This is a genomic window from Intrasporangium zincisolvens (assembly GCF_034724055.1).
Lineage (GTDB): Bacteria > Actinomycetota > Actinomycetes > Actinomycetales > Dermatophilaceae > Monashia > Monashia zincisolvens.
Genome location: NZ_JAWIIL010000006.1, coordinates 32992 through 52447, shown reverse-complemented (window position 1 = coordinate 52447; position 19456 = coordinate 32992). Strand labels below are relative to the sequence as shown.

The following is a 19456-nucleotide window of genomic DNA, read 5'->3' as shown; positions in this document are numbered from 1 at the left end:
GCATGGACATGCTCAGGGGCGAGCAGATCGCCGAAGCGAACCTGACCGAGTGGCGCAAGCTGGCCCAGGGGCTGCACGCCCGGTTCCTGGTGAGCAGCTTCGGGAGCGGCGCACGGTTCGTCACCGCGGTGGGGGAGGCGGGCGACGCCGTCGGCCACCATCCGCGCGTGTCGATCGGCGCGGGGTACGTCGACCTCGAGCTGGTCACCGACGACGCCATCTACCGTGACGACGAGGGCACCGAGCACGTCGTCGAATGGGTGACCCAGCAGGACGTCGACCTGGCGCGACGCATCACCGAGATCGCCGCCGACCACGAGATCTCCGCCGACCCGGGCGCCGTCAGCGAGATGGAGCTCGGCCTCGACACGGCGAGCTCGGCGACCATCGCCCCGGTGTGGGCCGCCCTGCTCACCGGGAGCCTGGAGTCGCAGGGTCTCGGGACGCCCAGCGACGAGATCCGGGACGCCACGGGACGCGTGCCGAACCTGTGGTTCGGCGACGCCGACGAGCGCGATGGTGCGCGGCCGCGGTTCCACCTCGAGGTGTACGTGGCGCCCGAGACGGCGCAGCACCGGATCGCCGCCGTCCTCGCCGCGGGTGGGACCGTCGTGGACGACAGCGATGCCCCCTCCCTGACCGTGATCGCCGACCAGGACGGCAACCGGGGAGTTCTCTGCGTCGACACGTCCGCCGCCGCGAAGGACCACTGACGCGCAGCACGGGTTGCGCCCCGGCCGTGGTGCCCTGATCATCTGCAGGTGAACGAGACGCCTGCAGCAGCGAGGACAAGACGTGCCGTCCGGGCGGTCATCCTGGCCGAGGACGACCGAGTCCTTTTGTGCCGCTTCAGCTTTCCGCATCCAGCCGTACCGGCGGGCGCGACGGTCGTGTGGGCGGCCCCCGGGGGTGGCGTCGAGCCCGGTGAGCTGCCGCTGGAGGCCCTGCGCCGGGAGCTGCACGAGGAGACGGGGCTCGTCCTCGACGCCGACCCCCCGCACGTCTGGCACCAGGAGGTCGCCACCGCCGGCCGGGCGGACGGCTACGACGGGCTGGTCAACGACTACTTCCTCGTCCGCACCTCGCACTTCGACCCCCGCGGCGCGTTCTCGGACGAGGAGCTCGCCGCCGAGCACATCAGCGGGATGCGGTGGTGGCGGTACGCGGACATCGCCGAATACCACGGCACCGACCTGTTCTCACCCCGTGACCTCGCCACACCGCTGGCGCCGCTGATCGCCGGTGACATCCCGCGCGCGCCGGTGGCGCTCGGCCTGTGACCTCGTGACCTCCCTGACGCCCGTCCCGTGGCGTGACGCCGGCCGCTGGGAGGCGTGAGCTTCCGGACGCGGAACGTCCGCAAGCCGGAGTACGTTGCCGCCATGTCCGACTTCAGGATCAAGGCACTCACGCCGGAGACGTTCGCCGACTTCGCTGCCCTCGTCGAGCGGAACAAGGGCATGTTCGCCAGCTGCTGGTGCACCCACTTCCACCCCGCGTGCGCCGAGAAGGGCCAGACCGCTGAGGGCAACAAGGCGCTCAAGCAGCGTCTCGTCGATGACGGGATCGCGCACGCCGCGCTGGTCTACGACGGCGACAAGGCCGTGGCCTGGGCCGAGTACGGGTCGCCTGACGAGCTGCCGAACATCCACCACCGCAAGGAGTACGTCGCCACGGCCGAGCGGCTGCCCGACTACCGCGTCACGTGCATCCAGGTCGAGCGGCCCTACCGCGGGCAGGGCCTGGCGGCGGTCGCCCTGCGCGGTGCCGTCGACCTCATCGCCCGGGCCGGCGGCGGCCTCGTCGAGGGCTACCCGCACGACACCGGCGGGGTCCGGAAGAAGAACTCGTCGTTCCTCTACAACGGCACCCGCACGATGTACGAGCGGGAGGGCTTCACCTACGACCGGCCCAAGGGGCAGGGCAACTGCGTCATGGTGCGCGAGGTGGCCCCGAGCGCGCGCGACTGAGAGGCGCAGCGCTCACCCACAGCGCTCGACCAATCTTGTAGGACGCCGTCCACCGGGGACCTCCCCAGGGGACTCAGCGGCCGCGACGCCGGTTGCGGGTGCCGCCGCGGCGCGGTGCCGCGCCGCGCTGGGGGAGCGTACGACCGGGGCCGTGCTGCCGCCCGCCCTTGCCGCCTGATGCCTCCTTGCCCGATGCCTCCTTGCCCGATGCCTCCTTGCCCGATGCCTGCTTGCCGCCCGACGCTTCCCTGCCACCCGACGCGCGTGGGGCGTCGGCATCGATCGACGCGCCTGCACCGCGGCTGCTGTTCTCCGTGCGCCCGCGGACGATGCCGATGAACACCTCGATCCCGGGGTCCGGGTCCTCCACCGTCCAGGCCAGGCCGATCCGCGAGCCCGCGACGCCGTGGACGGGCCGGTGCACGACGTCCTTGCGGTGGTGCAGCCGGGCCACGGACATGGGCAGGATCGCGATCCCCGCGCCGGTCGCGACGACCTCGACGACCTCGGCGTCGGTCATCGGCGGCATGCCGGCGGCCCGTTCACGAGCGTCGGGCGTCGCGACGGCTGCCCACTCCGGCACCGCGTCCGGACCCTGCACGAGCACCTCCTCGGCGAGGTCAGCGACGTCGACCTCCTCGAAGGCGGCGACGACGTGATCGCGCGAGGCGACGACGACCGGGACCTCCTCGTAGAGGGGGATGAGGTGCATGCCCTCGCGGTCGACGGGCAGCCGTACGAGGGCCATCGAGGCCTCGGCCGCGCGGAGGGCGTCGAGCTGCACGTCGGCGGTGACCGGCACCAGCTCGAGGGCCCGGTCGGCGACCCGTCGCTCCCACCGTCGGGCCCACTTGTCCGGCGAGACGCCGGCGACGAAGTCGACGCGGAAGGCGTCGGTCATGGCGTGCTCCTCAGGGCTGGTGGGGGACGGCCGCGGCGTCGGGGCGCGGGGTCGAGCGGGGCGGTGGGTCGGTGACGAGGCTAGTGCAGCCGGCTCGCGGGTCAGCGGTGCTGGGCGGTCCAGGCGCCGGCGTCGGCCGCCTCGGCGAGCAGCTCGGCCAGGGCCTCGTGCTCGTTCCGGACGAGCCCAGTCGTCACGCGGACGTGCCCGCCGTGTCCGGCGGCCGCGCCACCGTTCTCCACGGAGAACGGCGAACCCGGCGTCACGGCGATGCCCTGGCTGGCGAGGCGCAGCACCGCGGCCGCCTCGTCGCGGACCGGCACCCAGATGTTGAGGCCCTCGGTGCCGGGGACCTCGACCCCGAGTGCGGCCAGACGGTCGACGACGAGCTCGCGGCGGCGGGCGTACTCGGCTCGGGCGCGGTCGACGGAGCGGACGGCGTCGGGGTCGGTGAGCAGCCCCGCGAGGACACGCTGGAGCAGTCGGCTCGACCAGCCCTGCCCGAGGGATCGGGCGTGACGGAGCGGTGCGAGCAGGGCCGTGGGGCCGCTCATCGCGGCGAGGCGCAGGTCGGGGCCGTGCGACTTGCTGAAGCTGCGCACGTGGAGCACCTGGTCGGGGACCCACGTGCCGAGGCTCGTCGGTGCGGAGCTGGCCACGGGGCCGCTCGAGTCGTCCTCCACGACGACGAGGTCGAGGCCGCGGACGAGCCCGGCCAGGCGCCGGGCCCGGGTCGGCGACATCGAGACGCCGGTCGGGTTCTGCCCGCGCGGCTGGAGGAAGAGGGCCACCGGGCGTCGGGCCAGCGCCTGCTCGAGCGCGTCGACGTCGAGGCCGGTGGCGTCGAGGGGGACGCCGACGACGTCGACGCCCCGGTCCTCGAGCAGGTCGAGCAGTGGCGGGAAGCCCGGGTTCTCGACGACCACCGTGTCGCCGGGGCGCAGCAGGGTGCGCGAGACGATGTCGAGGGCGTCCATCGCGCCGTCGACGACGAGCAGGTCGTCCGGGGGGTAGGGCCAGTCGGCGAGGAGCACCTCGCGCAGCCGCGGCAGCACCGGGTCGTCGAGGTAGCTGCTCGGGACGCGGGGCTCGTCGAGGGCCGACAGCACGCCGGCCAGGGACGGCAGCAGCGCGGCGTCGGGGATGCCCGTCGACAGGTCGAGGCTGACGGGGGAGTCGTGCCGCAGCGCGCGCGTGTAGCGCTCGCCGCCCCGACGCGTCTGCGCCACGGTCGTGCCGCGTCGGCCGTCGGCTCGGATCGTGCCGGAGCGCGAGAGCAGCTGCCAGGCCGCGCTCACGGTCGTCGGCGACATCATCAGCTCCTGGGCCACCTGGCGGATCGTTGGCAGCTGGTCGCCGGGGCCCAGCCGGCCGTCGCGGATCGCTCGGGAGACCGCTTGGGCCAGGCCCTTGGCGGTCGGGTGCTCGAGGCGCTCCTCGAGGTCGGAGATGACGGCACGCACCTCTGTAACGTAGCAATGAACTCTTTGTGTGGCACCGGGTTGGAACGTAACGTGACAGCCATGACGACCCCTGCCGTGACCGCCATCGACCACTGGATCTCCGGGGCCCGCGTCGCGGGCACGTCCGGGCGCACCTCGCCCGTGCACGACCCCGCAACGGGAGTCCGCACCGGTGCCGTGCCGCTCGCCTCCGCCGCCGAGGTCGACGCCGCGGTCAAGACCGCTGTCGCTGCCGCGCGCGACTGGCGCACCAGCTCGCTGAGCAAGCGCGCCGCCGTCCTCTTCGCCTTCCGCGAGCTGCTCCACGAGCGCACCGACGAGCTGGCCGCGATCATCACCGCCGAGCACGGCAAGGTGCTCTCCGACGCGGCCGGGGAGATCGCCCGCGGCCTCGAGAACGTCGAGTTCGCCACCGGCGTGCCGCAGCTGCTCAAGGGCGGCTTCTCCGAGCAGGCCTCGGCGGGCGTCGACGTCTACAGCATCCGCCAGCCCCTCGGCGTCGTCGCCGGCATCACCCCCTTCAACTTCCCGGTCATGGTGCCGCTGTGGATGTGCGCCAACGCCATCGCCTGCGGCAACGCGTTCGTGCTCAAGCCGAGCGAGAAGGACCCGTCTGCCGCGCTCTTCCTCGCCGAGCTCTGGAAGGAGGCGGGGCTGCCCGATGGCGTCTTCACGGTCGTCCACGGCGACAAGGAGGCCGTCGACGCGCTGCTCGACCACGACGACGTCGCCGCCGTCAGCTTCGTCGGCTCGACGCCCATCGCCAGGTACATCTACGAGCGCGGCACGGCTAACGGCAAGCGCGTCCAGGCCTTGGGCGGCGCCAAGAACCACGCGCTCGTCCTGCCCGACGCCGACGTCGACCTCGCGGCCGACTCCATCGTCTCGGCCGCCTACGGCGCGGCAGGGGAGCGCTGCATGGCGCTCTCGGTCGCGGTGGCCGTCGGCGACGTCGGCGACCGGCTCGTCGCCGCGGTCGCCGACCGCATCCCGGGCCTCACCGTCGGCAACGGCGCCGAGCCCGGCACCGACATGGGGCCGCTCATCACGGCCGAGCACCGCGACAAGGTCGCCGGCTATGTCGCCGCGGGCGCAGAGTCCGGTGCGACGGTCGTCGTCGACGGCCGCGAGAGCCAGGTGCCCGCCGACGGGTTCTTCCTCGGCATGACCCTCCTCGACGACGTCACCCCCGACATGACCGTCTACCGCGACGAGATCTTCGGCCCGGTCCTGTCGGTCGTCCGGGTCGACACCTACGAGGAGGGCCTGGCGCTCATCAACCGCAACCAGTACGCCAACGGCACGGCGATCTTCACCCGTGACGGCGGCGCGGCCCGCCGGTTCCAGAACGAGGTCGAGGTCGGCATGGTCGGCATCAACGTGCCGATCCCCGTGCCCGTCGCCTACTACTCCTTCGGCGGCTGGAAGGACTCCCTCTTCGGCGACACCCACATGTACGGCCCCGAGGGCGTCAGCTTCTACACGCGCGGCAAGGTCGTGACCCAGCGCTGGCCCGACCCGGCCACCTCGAGCGTCGACCTCGGTTTCCCCCGCACCCGCTGACCGCCGACCACCTCGGAGAGGACCCACCCACCATGACCGAACTCGACCACCGCCCCGTCATCGGCGAGCAGCTCGACGCCATGGGCGAGGCGGACGTCCGCGCCCTCGACCGCGGGCACGTCTTCCACTCCTGGTCGGCCCAGGGGCTCATCGACCCGCTGCCCATCGCCCGGGCGCAGGGCTCCTACTTCTGGGACTACGCCGGCACCCGCTACCTCGACTTCAGCAGCCAGCTCGTCAACGTCAACATCGGCTACCAGCACCCGAAGGTCGTGGCGGCCATCCAGGAGCAGGCCGCGCGCCTCACCACGATCCAGCCGTCCTTCGCCAACGACGCCCGCAGCGAGGCCGCGCGCCTCATCACCGAGGTCGCGCCCGAGGGGCTCTCGGCCGTGTTCTTCACGAACGGCGGCGCCGAGGCCAACGAGAACGCCATCCGGATGGCTCGGCTGCACACCGGCCGGCACAAGGTGCTTGCCACCTACCGCAGCTACCACGGCGCGACCGCCGGGTCGATCACGCTGACCGGCGACCCGCGTCGGTGGCCCTCCGAGCCCGGCTTCCCCGGCATCGTGCACTTTCTGGGGTCCGTACACCTACCGCTCGGCCTTCCACGCCGAGAACGACGAGCAGGAGCGCGACCGGGCGCTGCAGCACCTGCGCGACACCCTCATGGTCGAGGGGCCGCACACCGTCGCGGCGATCATCCTCGAGACCGTCGTCGGCACGAACGGCATCCTCGTACCGCCGGACGGCTACCTGCAGGGCGTGCGCGACATCTGCGACGAGTTCGGGATCCTGCTCATCGCCGACGAGGTCATGGCCGGGTTCGGCCGGTGCGGCGAGTGGTACGCCGTCGACCACTGGGGCATCCGGCCCGACCTCATCACCTTCGCCAAGGGCGTCAACTCCGGCTACGTGCCGCTCGGTGGCGTCGTCATCTCCGACGAGGTGCGCGCCTCCTTCGAGACGCGCGCCTACCCGGGCGGCCTCACCTACTCGGGCCACCCGCTCGCGTGCGCCTCGGCCGTCGCGTCGATCAACGCCTTCCGCGAGGAGGGCATCATCGAGAACGCCCGGATGCTCGGTACCGACGTCATCGGGCCCGGGCTGGCCGAGCTGGCCGCGAAGCACCCGAGCGTCGGCGAGGTCCGCGGGCTCGGCGTCTTCTGGGCGCTCGAGCTGGTCCGCGACCGCGACACCCGTGAGCCGCTCGTCCCGTTCAACGCCGCCGGTGACGCCGCCCGGCCGATGACGGCGTTCGCGGCCGCGTGCAAGGAGCGCGGTCTGTGGCCGTTCACCCACTTCAACCGGACGCACGTCGTGCCGCCGTGCACGACCACCCCCGACGAGGTCCGCGAGGGTCTGGCGATCCTCGACGAGGCGCTGTCGGTCGCCGACGAGTTCACCGCCTGAGGGGCACCACCCGCCCGGTCGACGCGTCCGCGTCGGCCGGGCGGGACGCGTCGGGCGGTGTCTCACGGGAAGCCGTGGGGGAGGAGGCCACCGGGTCGCACACCTCGCGCATCCACAGCTCGACGTTGAGGACACGCCAGAACACCATGGAGTCGTGCGCCCCGTGCCCGAGGAGCCACTCCTCGTACGCGGCCGACACGGCGTCGGCGTCGAACCACGGCCGGCTGCGGAACGACGCGGAGGCGAAGACGTCGCGCAGCAGCCCGGGCGTCTCGCGGAACCAGTCGTCCTGCGGCGTCGTGAAGCCGATCTTGTTGCGGCGCATGGTGATCGAGTCGGGAAGGAGATCGCGGACCGCCTCGCGCAGCATCCGCTTGTTCCATCCGCCACCGACGACCGACGCGTCCGGCTGGGCGAAGACGAACCGGACGAGGTCGACGGCGAGGAACGGCACGCGGCCCTCGAGGGAGAACCGCATGGTGTTGCGGTCCTCGTAGCGCAGCAGCGCCGGAAGCGACCCGACGAAGAGGTCGTGCACGAGCCGCTCGCGCATCGTCGCCCCGACGGGCGCGTACGTCTCGGAACGGTGCTCGTCGACGAAGGCGGGCGCGAGCAGCGGCGCGACCGACGCGTCGTGGCTCGTCGGCAGCAGACGCCTGGCCCGGTTGGAGACGAGGCCGCGCAGCACGTCGCGCTCCGCGAACGCCTCCCGCACGCCGCGCCCCGGGTGGCGGCGCAAGAGGTCACGCAGGTGCACGACGGCCTGGGGCACGTAGCCCGCGAGCAGCTCGTCGGCCCCCTGTCCGTCGAGCATGACCGTGACGTGCCGGGCCGCTTCACGCATGACGCGGTACTGCGCGTACGGCCCGGACGAGACGACCGGCTCCTCCTGGGTGCGCACGAAGTCGGCCAGGTCGGTGAGGAAGTCCTGCGCCGTGGGCGAGACGAGGTGGCGGTCCACCCGGTCGCGGCGCCCGTCGAGGGCGTCATCGACCCAGCGACGCTCGTCGTTGCGGTGGCCGGGGAAGACCGCGGAGAACGTCCGCTGCCGCACACCGACCGCCCGGGCCGACGGTTCGGGCAGCAGCTCGTCGACGAGCGCGGCCACGGCCGAGCTGTCGAGGCCCCCGGACAGCGACGTGCCGACGGGCACGTCGGAGGACAGGCGTATCCGCACGGCGCGGGTCAGCTCGGTGCGGAACCGGCGGGACGTCTCGGGTTGGTGGCGGTCGCCGCGGGACTCGCGTTCGGCGGCTGCGAGGAGGTCCTCGCGCAGCGTCGTGAACGGTCGGCGGTGCGTGCCGTCAGGGCCGATCGTCACGACCTCGCCGGGCAGGACCCGCTCGATGCCGGCGAGGAAGGTGGCGCGGTCGTCGTCGTGGACCCGGAAGCGCAGGTAGCGGTACACCGACCGCTCGTCGGGGACGGCCGGCACGAGGCCCGTGGCCAGGATGGGCCTGATCTCGCTCGCGAACAGCCAGCCGTCCGGGCTGCCGGAGCCCGCCGGGTCGTCCGCTCCGTTCGGGTCCGTCGACGGCACGCGGGCCAGGTGCAGCGGCTTGATGCCGAAGTGGTCGCGCGCCAGCAGGAGCGTGCGGGTGTCCCGGTCCCAGAACGCGAGGGCGAACATGCCGTCGAAGCGGTCGAGGGCCTCGGCGCCCCACTCCGCGAGGGCGTGCAGGACCACCTCGGTGTCGCTGCGCGTCGTGAAGCGGTGGCCCGCTGCCTTCAGCTGCTCGCGCAGGTCGTCGTGGTTGTAGACCTCGCCGTTGTAGACGAGCACGTGCCTGCCCTCCGGCGTGGCCATCGGCTGGGCGCCGCCGGGGCGGTCGATGACGGCGAGCCGCTCATGGGCGAAGCCGACCCGCGCCTCGGCATCGGCCCACGTGCCCGAGCCGTCGGGGCCGCGGTGCCGCTGCGCGTCGCCCATTCGCTCGAGCAGGCCCGGGTCGGGGTCGACCCCGATGTAGCCGGCGATGCCGCACATGTCCACCTCCCGCGGTGGCCGGCCCGGATGGCCGACAGCGCCGCAGTACCAGCGTCGCGGGGACGGCTGAACGGTGGCTGGACCCCGACTGCAGGGTCGCTGGACCCCCGCAGGGGTCGGCCTCAGGCGTCGACGTCGACGAGGCCCGAGACCGCCGGGTCGACGGCCCGCTGGGCGGCGTCGTCGGGCAGCGGCGGGGGAGTGCCGCCCCAGGCGGGGCACAGGGCACGGTGCTCGCACCAGTCGCACAGGCGGCTCGGGCTGGGACGCCAGTCGCCGGTGCTCGCGGCGTGCTCGATGGCGGCCCACAGCGCCTTGACCTTGCGCTCGACGCCGAGGAGGTCCTGCTCGTCGGGCTCGTAGGCGACGATCTCGCTGTTGCCGAGGTAGACGAGCTGGAGGCGGCGCGGGATCTCGCCACGCAGCCGCCACAGCACGAGCGCGTAGAACTTCATCTGGAACAGGGCCTTGGCCTCGAAGTGCTCGGAGGGCGAGCGTCCGGTCTTGTAGTCGACGACGCGCATCGCGCCGTTCGGGGCCACGTCGAGCCGGTCGACGTAGCCGCGCAGCGTCAGGCCGTCGATCTCGGTCTCGACGTAGAGCTCGCGCTCGGCCGGCTCGAGACGGGTCGGGTCCTCGAGCCCGAACCACGTGCCGATGAGGGCGTGCGCGTCGGCGAACCACTCGTCGGTGCGACCGTCGCGGTCGGCGAGCAGGTCGAGCAGCTCGGGCTCCTCGCTCGTCAGACGCTCCCACTCGCGGGGGACGATCGAGACGGCTGCATCGAGCGTGCGCTCGGCGGCGGGGAGGTCGAAGAGCCGCTCGAGCACGGCGTGCACGAGCGTGCCGCGGGCCGTGGCCGGCGTCGGCGGCGAGGGCAGCTTGTCGATGACCCGGAAGCGGTAGAGCATCGGGCAGGTCATGAAGTCGGATGCCCGACTCGGGGACAGTGCTGCGGCCATGCACCGACCGTACTGGGCCGTGCCGACACCGGCTCCCGCCACCCACAGGGGCACGCCCAGGCCCACCCCGGGGTCACCCACGGAGCCGCCACAGGCACAGCCCTCGCACAGGCCCCGCACTGCCGACGGCTGCCGGACGGGGCATAGGGTCAGGGCATGAGCAGCACCGCGCGCCCGGACGCAGGACCCGGGTTGCGGATCGGGGTCATCGCCGGGACCCCCGTGTACCTCGGCCGGTCCTGGCCGCTCATCGTCCTGCTCGTCCTGCTCATCGTCGTGCCCGCCCAGGGCGGCGCCGGCGGGTCCCTGGGGCAGTCGGTCGTCATCGCCGTCGCGTTCGCCCTGATGCTGCTCGTGTCGGTGCTCGTCCACGAGGCGGCGCACGCGCTCGTGGCACTGTGGCGCGGCCACCGGGTCGACCGCATCGTCGCCGACGTCTGGGGCGGTCACACCGTCTACGACGCGACGTCGAGCACGCCCGTCAGCACCGCCCTCGTCGCCGTCGCCGGCCCGTTGTCCAACCTCGCCCTCGCGGCGCTGTCGTGGCTCGTCCAGCCGTACGCGGGCGGTGCGGTGGTCGGCGGCGTCCTCGAGGCCGTCACATACACCAACCTCTTCGTCGGCCTCTACAACCTGCTGCCCGGCCTGCCGCTCGACGGCGGCCAGATCGTCAGCTCGCTCGTCTGGCGGGCCACAGGGCGCAAGGGCACCGGGCTCACCGCCGCGGGCTGGCTCGGACGCGTCGTCGCCATCGGCAGCGTCCTGTGGTTCGTCGGCCTCCCACTGCTGCAGGGGCGCACGCCGACGCCCATCGCCCTCGTGTGGACCGCCATGATCGGCTTCTTCCTCTGGCGCGGGGCCTCGGCCGCCATCCGATCGGGGCAGATCCACGACGCCACGGCCGGGCCGGCCACCGAGGTCCTCGATCCCGTCGTGCTCGTCCCCGGCGAGACGAGCCTCGGCGAGGTCGACCGCGGGCTGGCGGCCCCGGCGGCGGGCGCGAGCACGCCGTACGTCGTCGCCGCCGACCCCGCCGGCTGGCCCCTCGGGCTGCTCGACGCCGAGAGCGCCTCCCGGGTGCCCGCCGAGGGCCGCGACCGGACGCCGGTGTCCTCGGTCGTTCTCGCGCAGCCCGCGTCCTGGGTCGTGGCCCTGGCGGGCGATGCGGTGCTCACCGACCTCATCCGCGTCATGAGCTCGCGCGACCTGTCCTTCGCCGTCGTCGTCGACGAGGCCTCGCGCGAGGTGCGCGGGCTGGCGAGCGCCGAGCGGATCAACACCGTCGTCGGGGCGGAGCTCGCCCGACGCGGGCACCGCTGAGGCGGTCGCCGCACGGGGGCTGTCCACACCCCCTTCCCGTCCGGTCCGGTCGTCCACAGGGCTGCGGCGTGCCCGCGCGGACACGCCCGCTCGACCCGACGCTGGAGCCCGGGCGCCGCGCCGTCGGCACGGTTGCAGCCCGAGCCACCCGACGAGTGAGGAGCACCCATGGCCACCGACACGACGACGCCACCCCGCACCCGCAGCGCCCGCACCGGCCGGAGGAAGGATGCCGCGGCCTCGGGAAGCCCGGACGCCGCCACCGCGCTGGGCAACGAGCCGGGCAACGAGCCGTGCAACGAGGTGCGCCTGCGTGGCCGCGTCGGTGCGCCGGCGGAGGAGCGGACCCTGCCGAGCGGTGACGTCATCGTCACCTTCCGCGTCGTCGTGGCCCGGCCACCCGTCCGGGGCGCAGCGTCGGCCGCGGCACGGACGACGGGTGCGACGGGTGCGACGGGTGCGGCGGTGGGCGAGCCGCGGGGCGCCCGGGCCACGGTCGACACCCTCGACGTCGTCTGCTGGGCGGCCGGCGCGCGGCGCACCGCCGGGCGTCTCGGGGCCGGCGACGTCGTCGAGGTCGAGGGCGCGCTGCGCCGGCGGTTCTTCGGTGTGGCGGGCGGCCGCGCGAGCCGTTACGAGGTGGAGGCCGCGCGCGTCCGGCGGGTGTCCGGAGGGCGACGCTCCGGCACCTAGACTGTGCTCCCATGACCGACGCCGTCCCGTCTGCCCCGTCCGGATCCGCGCACAGCCGTCGCGGCGTCTTCGAGGCGGGCGAGCGCGTCCAGCTGACTGACCCGAAGGGTCGCCTGCACACGATCACCCTCGAGCCGGGTCGCGAGTTCCACACGCACCGTGGGTTCCTGCGCCACGACGACCTGATCGGGGCCCCCGACGGCTCGGTGGCCGTCAACACGAGCGGGGTCGAGTACCTGGTGCTGCGCCCGCTGCTGTCCGACTGGGTCATGTCGATGCCGCGCGGTGCCGCCGTCGTCTACCCCAAGGACTCCGGGCAGATCGTCCAGATGGCCGACATCTTCCCCGGCGCGACCGTCGTCGAGGCCGGCGTCGGCAGCGGGGCGCTCTCGATGTCGCTGCTGCGCGCCATCGGCGAGCAGGGCCGGCTGCTGTCCTTCGAACGTCGGGCCGACTTCGCCGACATCGCCCGCGGCAACGGCCGCGCGTTCTTCGGCGGCGACCACCCGGCCTGGACCGTCACCGTCGGCGACCTCGTCGAGTCCCTCCCGGGCGCCGCCCCGGCCGGTACCGTCGACCGGGTCGTGCTCGACATGCTCGCGCCCTGGGAGTGCCTCGAGGCGGTCGGCGACGCGCTCGTGCCCGGTGGCGTGCTCATCTGCTACGTCGCGACGGCCACCCAGCTGAGCCGTGTCGCCGAGGGCATCCGGGCCCACGGCGGCTACACCGAGCCGTCCGCCTGGGAGTCCCTGGTCCGTGGCTGGCACCTCGAGGGTCTCGCCGTGCGCCCGCAGCACCGGATGCACGGCCACACCGGCTTCCTGATCATGACCCGCCGACTCGCCCCCGGTGTCGTGGCCCCCGAGCGCAAGCGACGCCCGGCCAAGGGCGCCTACGGCGAGAGCACCGGCACGGGCACGGCGCCTGCCGGGACCGGCACCGACGCGTCGGCCGTGACCCCCGGGTCGCTGGCCTCCACCGACGTGCCCGACGATGCCTGGACCTCCGAGGCCTTGGGGGAGCGCGTCAAGAGCGACAAGTCGATCCGCCGCGCCCGGCGGTCACTGGCTGAAACGTCCGACTAGATCCGCCGCGCCCGGGTTAGGGTCGAGGCGTCGCACGTGGTGCGAGTGACGGATGAGGAGGCCGAGATGTCCGACGACGTCTTCAACCCAGACCCCGACGCCGTGAGCGGTGCCGGAACCCCGCAGTCGGGGCAGCGTGAGCTCGACGCGCTGCGCGCCGAGGTCCGTGCCCTGCGCGATGCCGCGCGCACGTCGCCACAGCGCACCCGCGAGCTCGAGGCGCGCCTGACGCACGTGCAGACGAGCCTGTCGACGCTGTCGGCGCAGAACGAGCGCCTCGTGCGGACCCTGAAGGACGCCCGCGAGCAGATCATCACCTTGAAGAAGGAGGTCGACCGGCTCGCCCAGCCGCCGAGCACGTATGGGATCGTCGTCGACGAACCCTCCGACGGCTCCGTCGACATCCTCACCGGGGGCCGCAAGATGCGCGTCGCGGTCAGCCCGTCCGTCGACGCGGCCACGCTCGGCGTCGGTCGCGAGGTGATGCTCAACGAGGCGCTCAACGTCGTGTCCGCGCACGGGTACGAGCGCGTCGGCGAGGTCGTCACCGTCAAGGAGAAGCTCGACGACGGCCGCGTCGTCGTCGTCACCCACGGCGACGAGGAGCGGGTCTGCCGTCTCGCCGAGCCGCTCACCCACGAGCGCATCCGCGTCGGCGACTCGCTGACGCTCGACTCCCGGGCGAACTTCGTCCACGAGGTCGTCCCGAAGCTCGAGGTCGAGGAGCTCGTCCTCGAGGAGGTCCCCGATGTCGCGTACGAGGACATCGGCGGTCTCGGCAGCCAGATCGAGCAGATCCGCGACGCCGTCGAGCTGCCGTTCCTGCACCCCGACCTGTTCCAGGAACACGCGCTCAAGCCGCCGAAGGGCGTGCTGCTCTACGGGCCGCCCGGCTGCGGCAAGACCCTCATCGCCAAGGCCGTCGCCGCGTCGCTCGCGCGCCAGGTGGCCAAGCGCGCGGCCGACGCCGGCGAGGGCACCGAGGACGCCGACAAGAAGAGCTACTTCCTCAACATCAAGGGCCCCGAGCTGCTCAACAAGTACGTCGGCGAGACCGAGCGGCACATCCGGCTCATCTTCCAGCGCGCCCGCGAGAAGGCGTCCGACGGCACGCCCGTCGTCGTCTTCTTCGACGAGATGGACTCGCTGTTCCGCACCCGCGGGTCCGGCGTCAGCAGTGACGTCGAGACGACGATCGTGCCGCAGCTGCTCGCCGAGATCGACGGCGTCGAGCGCCTCGAGAACGTCATCGTCATCGGCGCCTCCAACCGCGAGGACATGATCGACCCGGCGATCCTGCGGCCCGGCCGCCTCGACGCGAAGATCAAGATCGAGCGTCCCGACGCCGAGAGCGCCCGCGACATCTTCAGCAAGTACCTGACGCCGGGGCTGCCCCTGCACGAGCACGACCTCGCCGTCCACGGCGGGGACCGCGACGCGACGATCGAGGCGATGATCACCGCCGCCGTCGAGCGGATGTACTCCGAGATGGAGGAGAACCGCTTCCTCGAGGTCACCTACCAGGGCGGCGACAAGGAGATCCTCTACTTCAAGGACTTCAACTCCGGGGCGATGATCCAGAACATCGTCGACCGCGCCAAGAAGCTCGCGATCAAGGAGTTCCTCACCACGGGGCAGAAGGGCATCCGTGTCGAGCACGTGCTGACCAGCTGCATCGAGGAGTTCAAGGAGAACGAGGACCTGCCCAACACGACCAACCCTGACGACTGGGCGCGGATCAGCGGCAAGAAGGGCGAGCGCATCGTCTACATCCGCACCCTGCTCAAGGGCAAGGACGGCACCGAGCCCGGCCGCTCGATCTCGACCGCCAACACCGGCCAGTACCTCTGAGCCGCAAGCGAACTCGCGCCTGAGGGCCGTGACCCATCCGGGTCGCGGCCCTCACGCGTCGGCGCCGGACGCCGGACGCCCGGTCAGGCGGGGGAGGTGGCGTGGCGTCGGGCCAGGAGCGCGGCGAGGCCGCGCCAGCCGAGGAGGAACACGGCCAGCACGACCGAGGCGACGACGACGAAGCTGGCGGCCGTGCCGGCACCGGTGAGGTGGCGCAGCAGCATCCCGAACAGCACCGTGGAGAACCAGACGGTGACCCCCGGGCCGACGTCGACGGGCCACCGGCCCCGCAGCACCCGCACGACGACCCACCCCACGAGGGTTCCGACGAGGAACGGCCAGGCGGTCGCGAGCGCCCCGGCGACGGGGTTGGACTCGGCGTGGCTGGCGCGCCCGACCGCCGCGAACACGACGACGAGCACGACGTCGAGCAGGGCGGCCACAACCGGCCGCCGCAGCACCGCGGACACCGGCCGGTTCATGCGGGAGTGTCGAAGGGCAGCTTGGCCTGCGGCGGGGCGTGCGTCGGGTCGACCCCCTCGAACAGCGAGCTGATCGAGCGGCCGTGGTGGATGCGGCTGATCGCCTCGGCGAACAGCGCCGACACCGAACGCACCGTGAGCTCGGGCCAGTCGACGGGCGGCGGCACCGTGTCGGTGGTGACGACCTCGGTGACGAAGGGGTGGTCGCGTAGCCGCTCGACGGCCTTGCCGGCGAAGAGGCCGTGCGTGCACACGATGGCCGCCTCGGTGGCGCCGGCGTCCTTGAGCCGGTCCATCAGCTCGAGCATCGAGCCCCCGGTGGCGATCTCGTCGTCGAGGATGATGGCGCGCCGCCCCGAGACGTCGCCGACGATGGAGTCGATGACGACGCGGTCGTCGGCCACCCGCTGTTTCGACCCGGCGGCGACCGGCAGCCCGAGCAGCCGCGAGAACTGGGTGGCGACCTTCGCGTTGCCGAGGTCGGGGCTCACGACGATGGAGTCGGTGAGGTCGGTCGCGCGGAAGTGGTCGGCGAGCACGCCGATCGCGGTGAGGTGGTCGACCGGCGTCGAGAAGAAGCCGTGCACCTGCGGTGCGTGCAGCGCCATCGTCAGGACGCGGTGCGCCCCGGCCGTCGTGATCATGTCGGCGACGAGGCGACCCCCGAGCGAGATGCGGGAGGCGTCCTTCTTGTCCGAGCGCGCGTAGGCGTAGTGCGGCATGACCGCCGTGATCTGGGCGGCCGATGCGCCGCGCGCGGCGTCGATCATGAGGAGGAGCTCCATGAGGTGCTCCTGGGTGGGCGGCACGAGCGGCTGCACGATGTAGACGTCGCGCTGGCGGCAGTTCGCGAGCAGCTGGGCCTGGAGGCAGTCGTTGCTGAACCGCTTGATGTCCACGGGGGAGCGGGTCACCCCGAGGTGGGCGCAGATCCGGTCGGCGAGCGCCGGATGAGCCGAGCCGCTGAACACGACCACATCGTTCACTTCGAGCCATCCCTCTCGAGGTCCGCGTGCCCTCGCAGACTAGCCGACGTGCCCGGGAGGCGCGCGGGCCACGACCCGTTTCTGGACGCTCCCGGGCTCCTCGGGCGGCCTCTTCGGGCCGTCGGGGGCTCGCCGGGCGGTGTGGTGGCACCGAGCACCCCGCCGCGTGAGGCACCATGAGCAGGTGTCGAGCCAACCCGAGGAGCAGCGGACGGCCGGGGAACCGTCCCCGCCGGAGGGCGAGCAGCACCCCGCGCGCGCAGTCATGACGTCCCCGACGGCGGACGGTTCCGACGTGTCGGAGCCCTCCGAGCCGGTCGAGCCGACCGACGCGACCGAGCCGGTCGAGCCGACCGACGAGCAGCTGCTCGACGTCGACGCGCCGACCCCCGTGCCGCCCGCCGACGTCGAGGTGCTCGAGCCGCCGATCCCCGTGCGCGTTCGCCGCCCGGCCGACGTCGTGCGCCTCGTCATCGCGGTGCTGCTGCTGGTGCTCGGCCTGGTCCTGGCCGACATCGCCTCGGGTACGCGCGGCGCCGTCGAGCAGGACCTCACGGAGGCCACGAGCGGCCTGCCCCGCGTGCTGCTGACCCTGCTCGCGTGGCTTAGCGGCATCGGCGTCCTTCTCCTGCCGATCGGCGTCGGCATCGACCTCGTCGTGCGCCGCCGCGGCCTGCAGCTGATCCAGGCGCTCGGTGCGGCGGTCGTGTCCGGCATCCTCGTCATCGTCCTGGCCGTGCTCGTGCAGACCGGGAACGGCGGCTTCCTCACCGAGGTCCTGACCCGCTCGACGAGCACCGGGCACACCGGCCCGCTCGACATCGTCATCGTGACGACGGTGTCGCTGCTCACCGTCGCCGACATCTCCGGGCGCAAGTGGCTCTGGCCCATCGCGGTCACCGTCGTCATCGCGACCCTCGTCACGACGCTGCTGTCCGGAGCGATGACGCTCGCGGCCCTCGCCGCGTCGCTGCTCATCGGCTGGCTCGTCGGCCTCGTCTTCCGCCTCGCCTTCGGTGTCACGACGACGCGGGCGCCCGGCCGCGAGGTCGCCGACGTCCTCGTCGCCACGGGTCTGCCGCTGAGCCGGCTCGAGCTCGTCGACGCCAACGACGCCGGCGACCGCCGGTACGCCGCCACCAGCGACTCGCGCACGCTCGACGTGCACGTCGTCGACCGGGACACCTTCGGCCTGGCCTCCGGTCGCCGCTTCCTGCGCGTGCTGCGCCTGCGCAGCGGTTTCACGCGGGCACCGGCGCTGACCCTGCGCTCCGAGCTCGAGCACCGCACCCTCATGGGCCTGGTCCTCGAGGACCTCGGCATCGCGGCGCCTCGGCCGGTGTCGGTCGCCGAGGTCGGGGCCTTCTCCGCCGTCATCGCCTACGTCGAGCCGGAGGGCACGCCGCTGGCCGAGATCGGCGACGCGCTCACCGACGCGCAGCTGGCCGCCGTCTTCCGGCTCTCCGAGACGCTGCACCGCCGACGCGTCGCGCACCGGGCGCTGAGCCCGCAGAACGTCCTCGTCGACGGCGACCGCGTCGCGCTCGCGCGGCTCGGCAGCGGCGACGTCGCCGCCGACGACATCAGCCTGCGCATCGACCTCGCCCAGCTGCTGACGACCGTCGCCCTCGCCGTCGGGCCCGAGCGTGCGGCCCGGGCCGCCATCGACACGCTCGGCGAGGACGCCGTCCTGCGTGCCGTGCCGCTGCTGCAGAGCGTCGCCATGACGCCCGACACCCGGGAGGCGCTGCGCGAGCACCGCGGCGTCCTGAAGGACCTGCGCGGCCGGCTCGTCGAGCTGCGCCCCTCCATCGAGCACGTCGAACCCGTCCAGCTCCGACGCGTGTCGGCGCGGGCCGTCATCACCGTCATCGGCGGCGGCATCGCGGCCTACGTCATCCTCACCCAGCTGACCGAGTTCGACCTCGCGACGATCTTCAGGCAGGCCGACTGGCGCTGGATGGTCGCGCTCGTCGCCGCGGCCGCGCTGACGTTCGCCGGAGCCTCGATCGCGCTGGCCGGCGCCTCCCCGATCCACCTGCGGTTCGTGCGCACGTACATGACGCAGCTCGCGGTCGCCTTCAGCGGCCTCGTCGCACCGGCAGCCGTCGGCAACATCGCGCTCAACACGCGCTACCTGCAGACCTCCGGGCTGACCCCCACCCTGGCCGGCGCGAGCGTCGGGGTGGCCCAGGTGGCCCAGTTCTGCTCGTACTTCGTGCTGCTCGTGCTCTCGGGCGTGCTGGCCGGCACGGGCCCGTCGGTGTCGTTCAGCCCGTCGCCGGTGCTCGTCGCCGTCATCCTCGCCGTCGTCATCGCCGCCCTCGGGCTGCTCGCCGTCCCGAGGATCCGGACCCTGCTCACCGAACGCGTCCTGCCCCAGGTGCGCTCGGCCATGCCTCAGGTGCTCGAGACCTTCCAGCACCCGCGCCGGCTGGTGCGGCTGCTCGGCGGGGCCCTGCTGCTCGACATGTCGTTCGTCGCGGCCCTCGTCTTCGCGACCCGCGCCTTCGGTGTCGAGCCGAGCGTCGCCTCCGTCGCGGTCGTCTACTTCGCCGGCGCCATCGTGGGCTCGGCGGTCCCGACGCCCGGTGGTCTGGGCGGCATCGAGGCGGCGATGTCCTTCGGCCTCACGGCGATCGGCGTCGACAGCGCGGTCGCGGTGCCGGCGGTCATCCTCTACCGGCTCGCGACGTACTGGCTGCCGATCCCGTTCGGCTGGTTCTCGCTCAACCGCCTCCAGAAGGTCGGCGCCCTCTAGCGCGGGAGGCGTCCGG

At 73.0% G+C, this 19456-nt stretch carries 15 protein-coding genes and 1 pseudogene; 10 read left to right on the top strand and 6 right to left on the bottom strand.

Annotated features, from left to right (window positions below):
- Positions 1 to 2: 2 nt before the first annotated feature.
- From RY076_RS16230 to RY076_RS16220, 3 genes are all read left to right on the top strand, one after another.
- Positions 3 to 713 carry a VOC family protein gene (locus RY076_RS16230; protein ID WP_323099928.1) on the top strand — a complete coding sequence of 237 codons (711 nt, stop codon included), beginning with the start codon at positions 3 to 5 and terminating at the stop codon, positions 711 to 713.
- 48 nt (positions 714 to 761) lie between these two features.
- Complete coding sequence (locus tag RY076_RS16225; protein WP_323099926.1) at positions 762 to 1280, top strand: NUDIX domain-containing protein; 519 nt, start codon at positions 762 to 764, stop codon at positions 1278 to 1280.
- A 102-nt stretch (positions 1281 to 1382) separates the two neighbouring features.
- Positions 1383 to 1970: a GNAT family N-acetyltransferase gene (locus tag RY076_RS16220; protein ID WP_323099924.1), complete on the top strand. Its 588-nt coding sequence runs from the start codon at positions 1383 to 1385 to the stop codon at positions 1968 to 1970.
- Between the two features lie 73 nt (positions 1971 to 2043).
- Here the strand turns inward: RY076_RS16220 and RY076_RS16215 are convergent, their stop codons facing one another.
- Together RY076_RS16215 and RY076_RS16210 are read right to left on the bottom strand one after the other, a co-directional pair.
- The gene (locus RY076_RS16215) at positions 2044 to 2871 is read right to left on the bottom strand and encodes a LysR family substrate-binding domain-containing protein (RefSeq protein WP_323099922.1); all 828 of its coding nucleotides are present in this window, start codon (positions 2869 to 2871) and stop codon (positions 2044 to 2046) included.
- Between the two features lie 101 nt (positions 2872 to 2972).
- Positions 2973 to 4334, bottom strand: a complete 1362-nt coding sequence (locus RY076_RS16210) for an aminotransferase-like domain-containing protein (protein WP_323099920.1) — start codon at positions 4332 to 4334, stop codon at positions 2973 to 2975.
- A gap of 60 nt (positions 4335 to 4394) precedes the next feature.
- Here RY076_RS16210 and RY076_RS16205 point away from each other — a divergent pair, with 60 nt between their 5' ends.
- A complete protein-coding gene (locus tag RY076_RS16205; RefSeq protein WP_323099919.1) occupies positions 4395 to 5897 on the top strand; it encodes a CoA-acylating methylmalonate-semialdehyde dehydrogenase in 1503 nt (500 codons plus the stop codon).
- 32 nt (positions 5898 to 5929) lie between these two features.
- A pseudogene (locus RY076_RS16200) lies at positions 5930 to 7313 on the top strand (aminotransferase class III-fold pyridoxal phosphate-dependent enzyme).
- On the opposite strand, the gene asnB reads toward RY076_RS16200, so the two are convergent.
- Both asnB and RY076_RS16190 read right to left on the bottom strand, forming a co-directional pair.
- Positions 7303 to 9300 carry an asparagine synthase (glutamine-hydrolyzing) gene (asnB, locus tag RY076_RS16195; RefSeq protein ID WP_323099917.1) on the bottom strand — a complete coding sequence of 666 codons (1998 nt, stop codon included), beginning with the start codon at positions 9298 to 9300 and terminating at the stop codon, positions 7303 to 7305. The pseudogene RY076_RS16200 and the gene asnB sit on opposite strands and share 11 nt — an antisense overlap.
- Before the next feature lie 122 nt (positions 9301 to 9422).
- On the bottom strand, positions 9423 to 10262 hold the full coding sequence (locus RY076_RS16190; RefSeq protein ID WP_323099915.1) for a RecB family exonuclease: 840 nt from the start codon (positions 10260 to 10262) through the stop codon (positions 9423 to 9425).
- Between the two features lie 156 nt (positions 10263 to 10418).
- Between RY076_RS16190 and RY076_RS16185 the strand changes: the two genes are divergently transcribed.
- From RY076_RS16185 to arc, 4 genes are all read left to right on the top strand, one after another.
- Positions 10419 to 11582 carry a site-2 protease family protein gene (locus tag RY076_RS16185; protein WP_323099914.1) on the top strand — a complete coding sequence of 388 codons (1164 nt, stop codon included), beginning with the start codon at positions 10419 to 10421 and terminating at the stop codon, positions 11580 to 11582.
- Positions 11583 to 11750: 168 nt separating this feature from the next.
- Complete coding sequence (locus tag RY076_RS16180) at positions 11751 to 12275, top strand: single-stranded DNA-binding protein (protein ID WP_323099912.1); 525 nt, start codon at positions 11751 to 11753, stop codon at positions 12273 to 12275.
- 11 nt (positions 12276 to 12286) lie between these two features.
- Positions 12287 to 13360 (top strand): tRNA (adenine-N1)-methyltransferase, encoded by a 1074-nt coding sequence (locus RY076_RS16175; RefSeq protein ID WP_323099910.1) that lies wholly within the window; start codon positions 12287 to 12289, stop codon positions 13358 to 13360.
- A 66-nt stretch (positions 13361 to 13426) separates the two neighbouring features.
- Positions 13427 to 15211 (top strand): proteasome ATPase, encoded by a 1785-nt coding sequence (arc, locus tag RY076_RS16170; protein ID WP_323099908.1) that lies wholly within the window; start codon positions 13427 to 13429, stop codon positions 15209 to 15211.
- Between the two features lie 83 nt (positions 15212 to 15294).
- On the opposite strand, the gene RY076_RS16165 is transcribed toward arc, so the two are convergent.
- Together RY076_RS16165 and RY076_RS16160 are read right to left on the bottom strand one after the other, a co-directional pair.
- The gene (locus RY076_RS16165) at positions 15295 to 15693 is read right to left on the bottom strand and encodes a DUF3054 domain-containing protein (RefSeq protein ID WP_323099907.1); all 399 of its coding nucleotides are present in this window, start codon (positions 15691 to 15693) and stop codon (positions 15295 to 15297) included.
- The gene (locus RY076_RS16160) at positions 15690 to 16679 is read right to left on the bottom strand and encodes a ribose-phosphate diphosphokinase (RefSeq protein ID WP_323099906.1); all 990 of its coding nucleotides are present in this window, start codon (positions 16677 to 16679) and stop codon (positions 15690 to 15692) included. The genes RY076_RS16165 and RY076_RS16160 overlap by 4 nt, the downstream gene beginning before the upstream one ends.
- Before the next feature lie 295 nt (positions 16680 to 16974).
- On the opposite strand from RY076_RS16160, the gene RY076_RS16155 reads away from it, so the two are divergent.
- Positions 16975 to 19440 carry a lysylphosphatidylglycerol synthase transmembrane domain-containing protein gene (locus tag RY076_RS16155; protein WP_323099904.1) on the top strand — a complete coding sequence of 822 codons (2466 nt, stop codon included), beginning with the start codon at positions 16975 to 16977 and terminating at the stop codon, positions 19438 to 19440.
- The last annotated feature ends 16 nt before the right edge of the window (positions 19441 to 19456 follow it).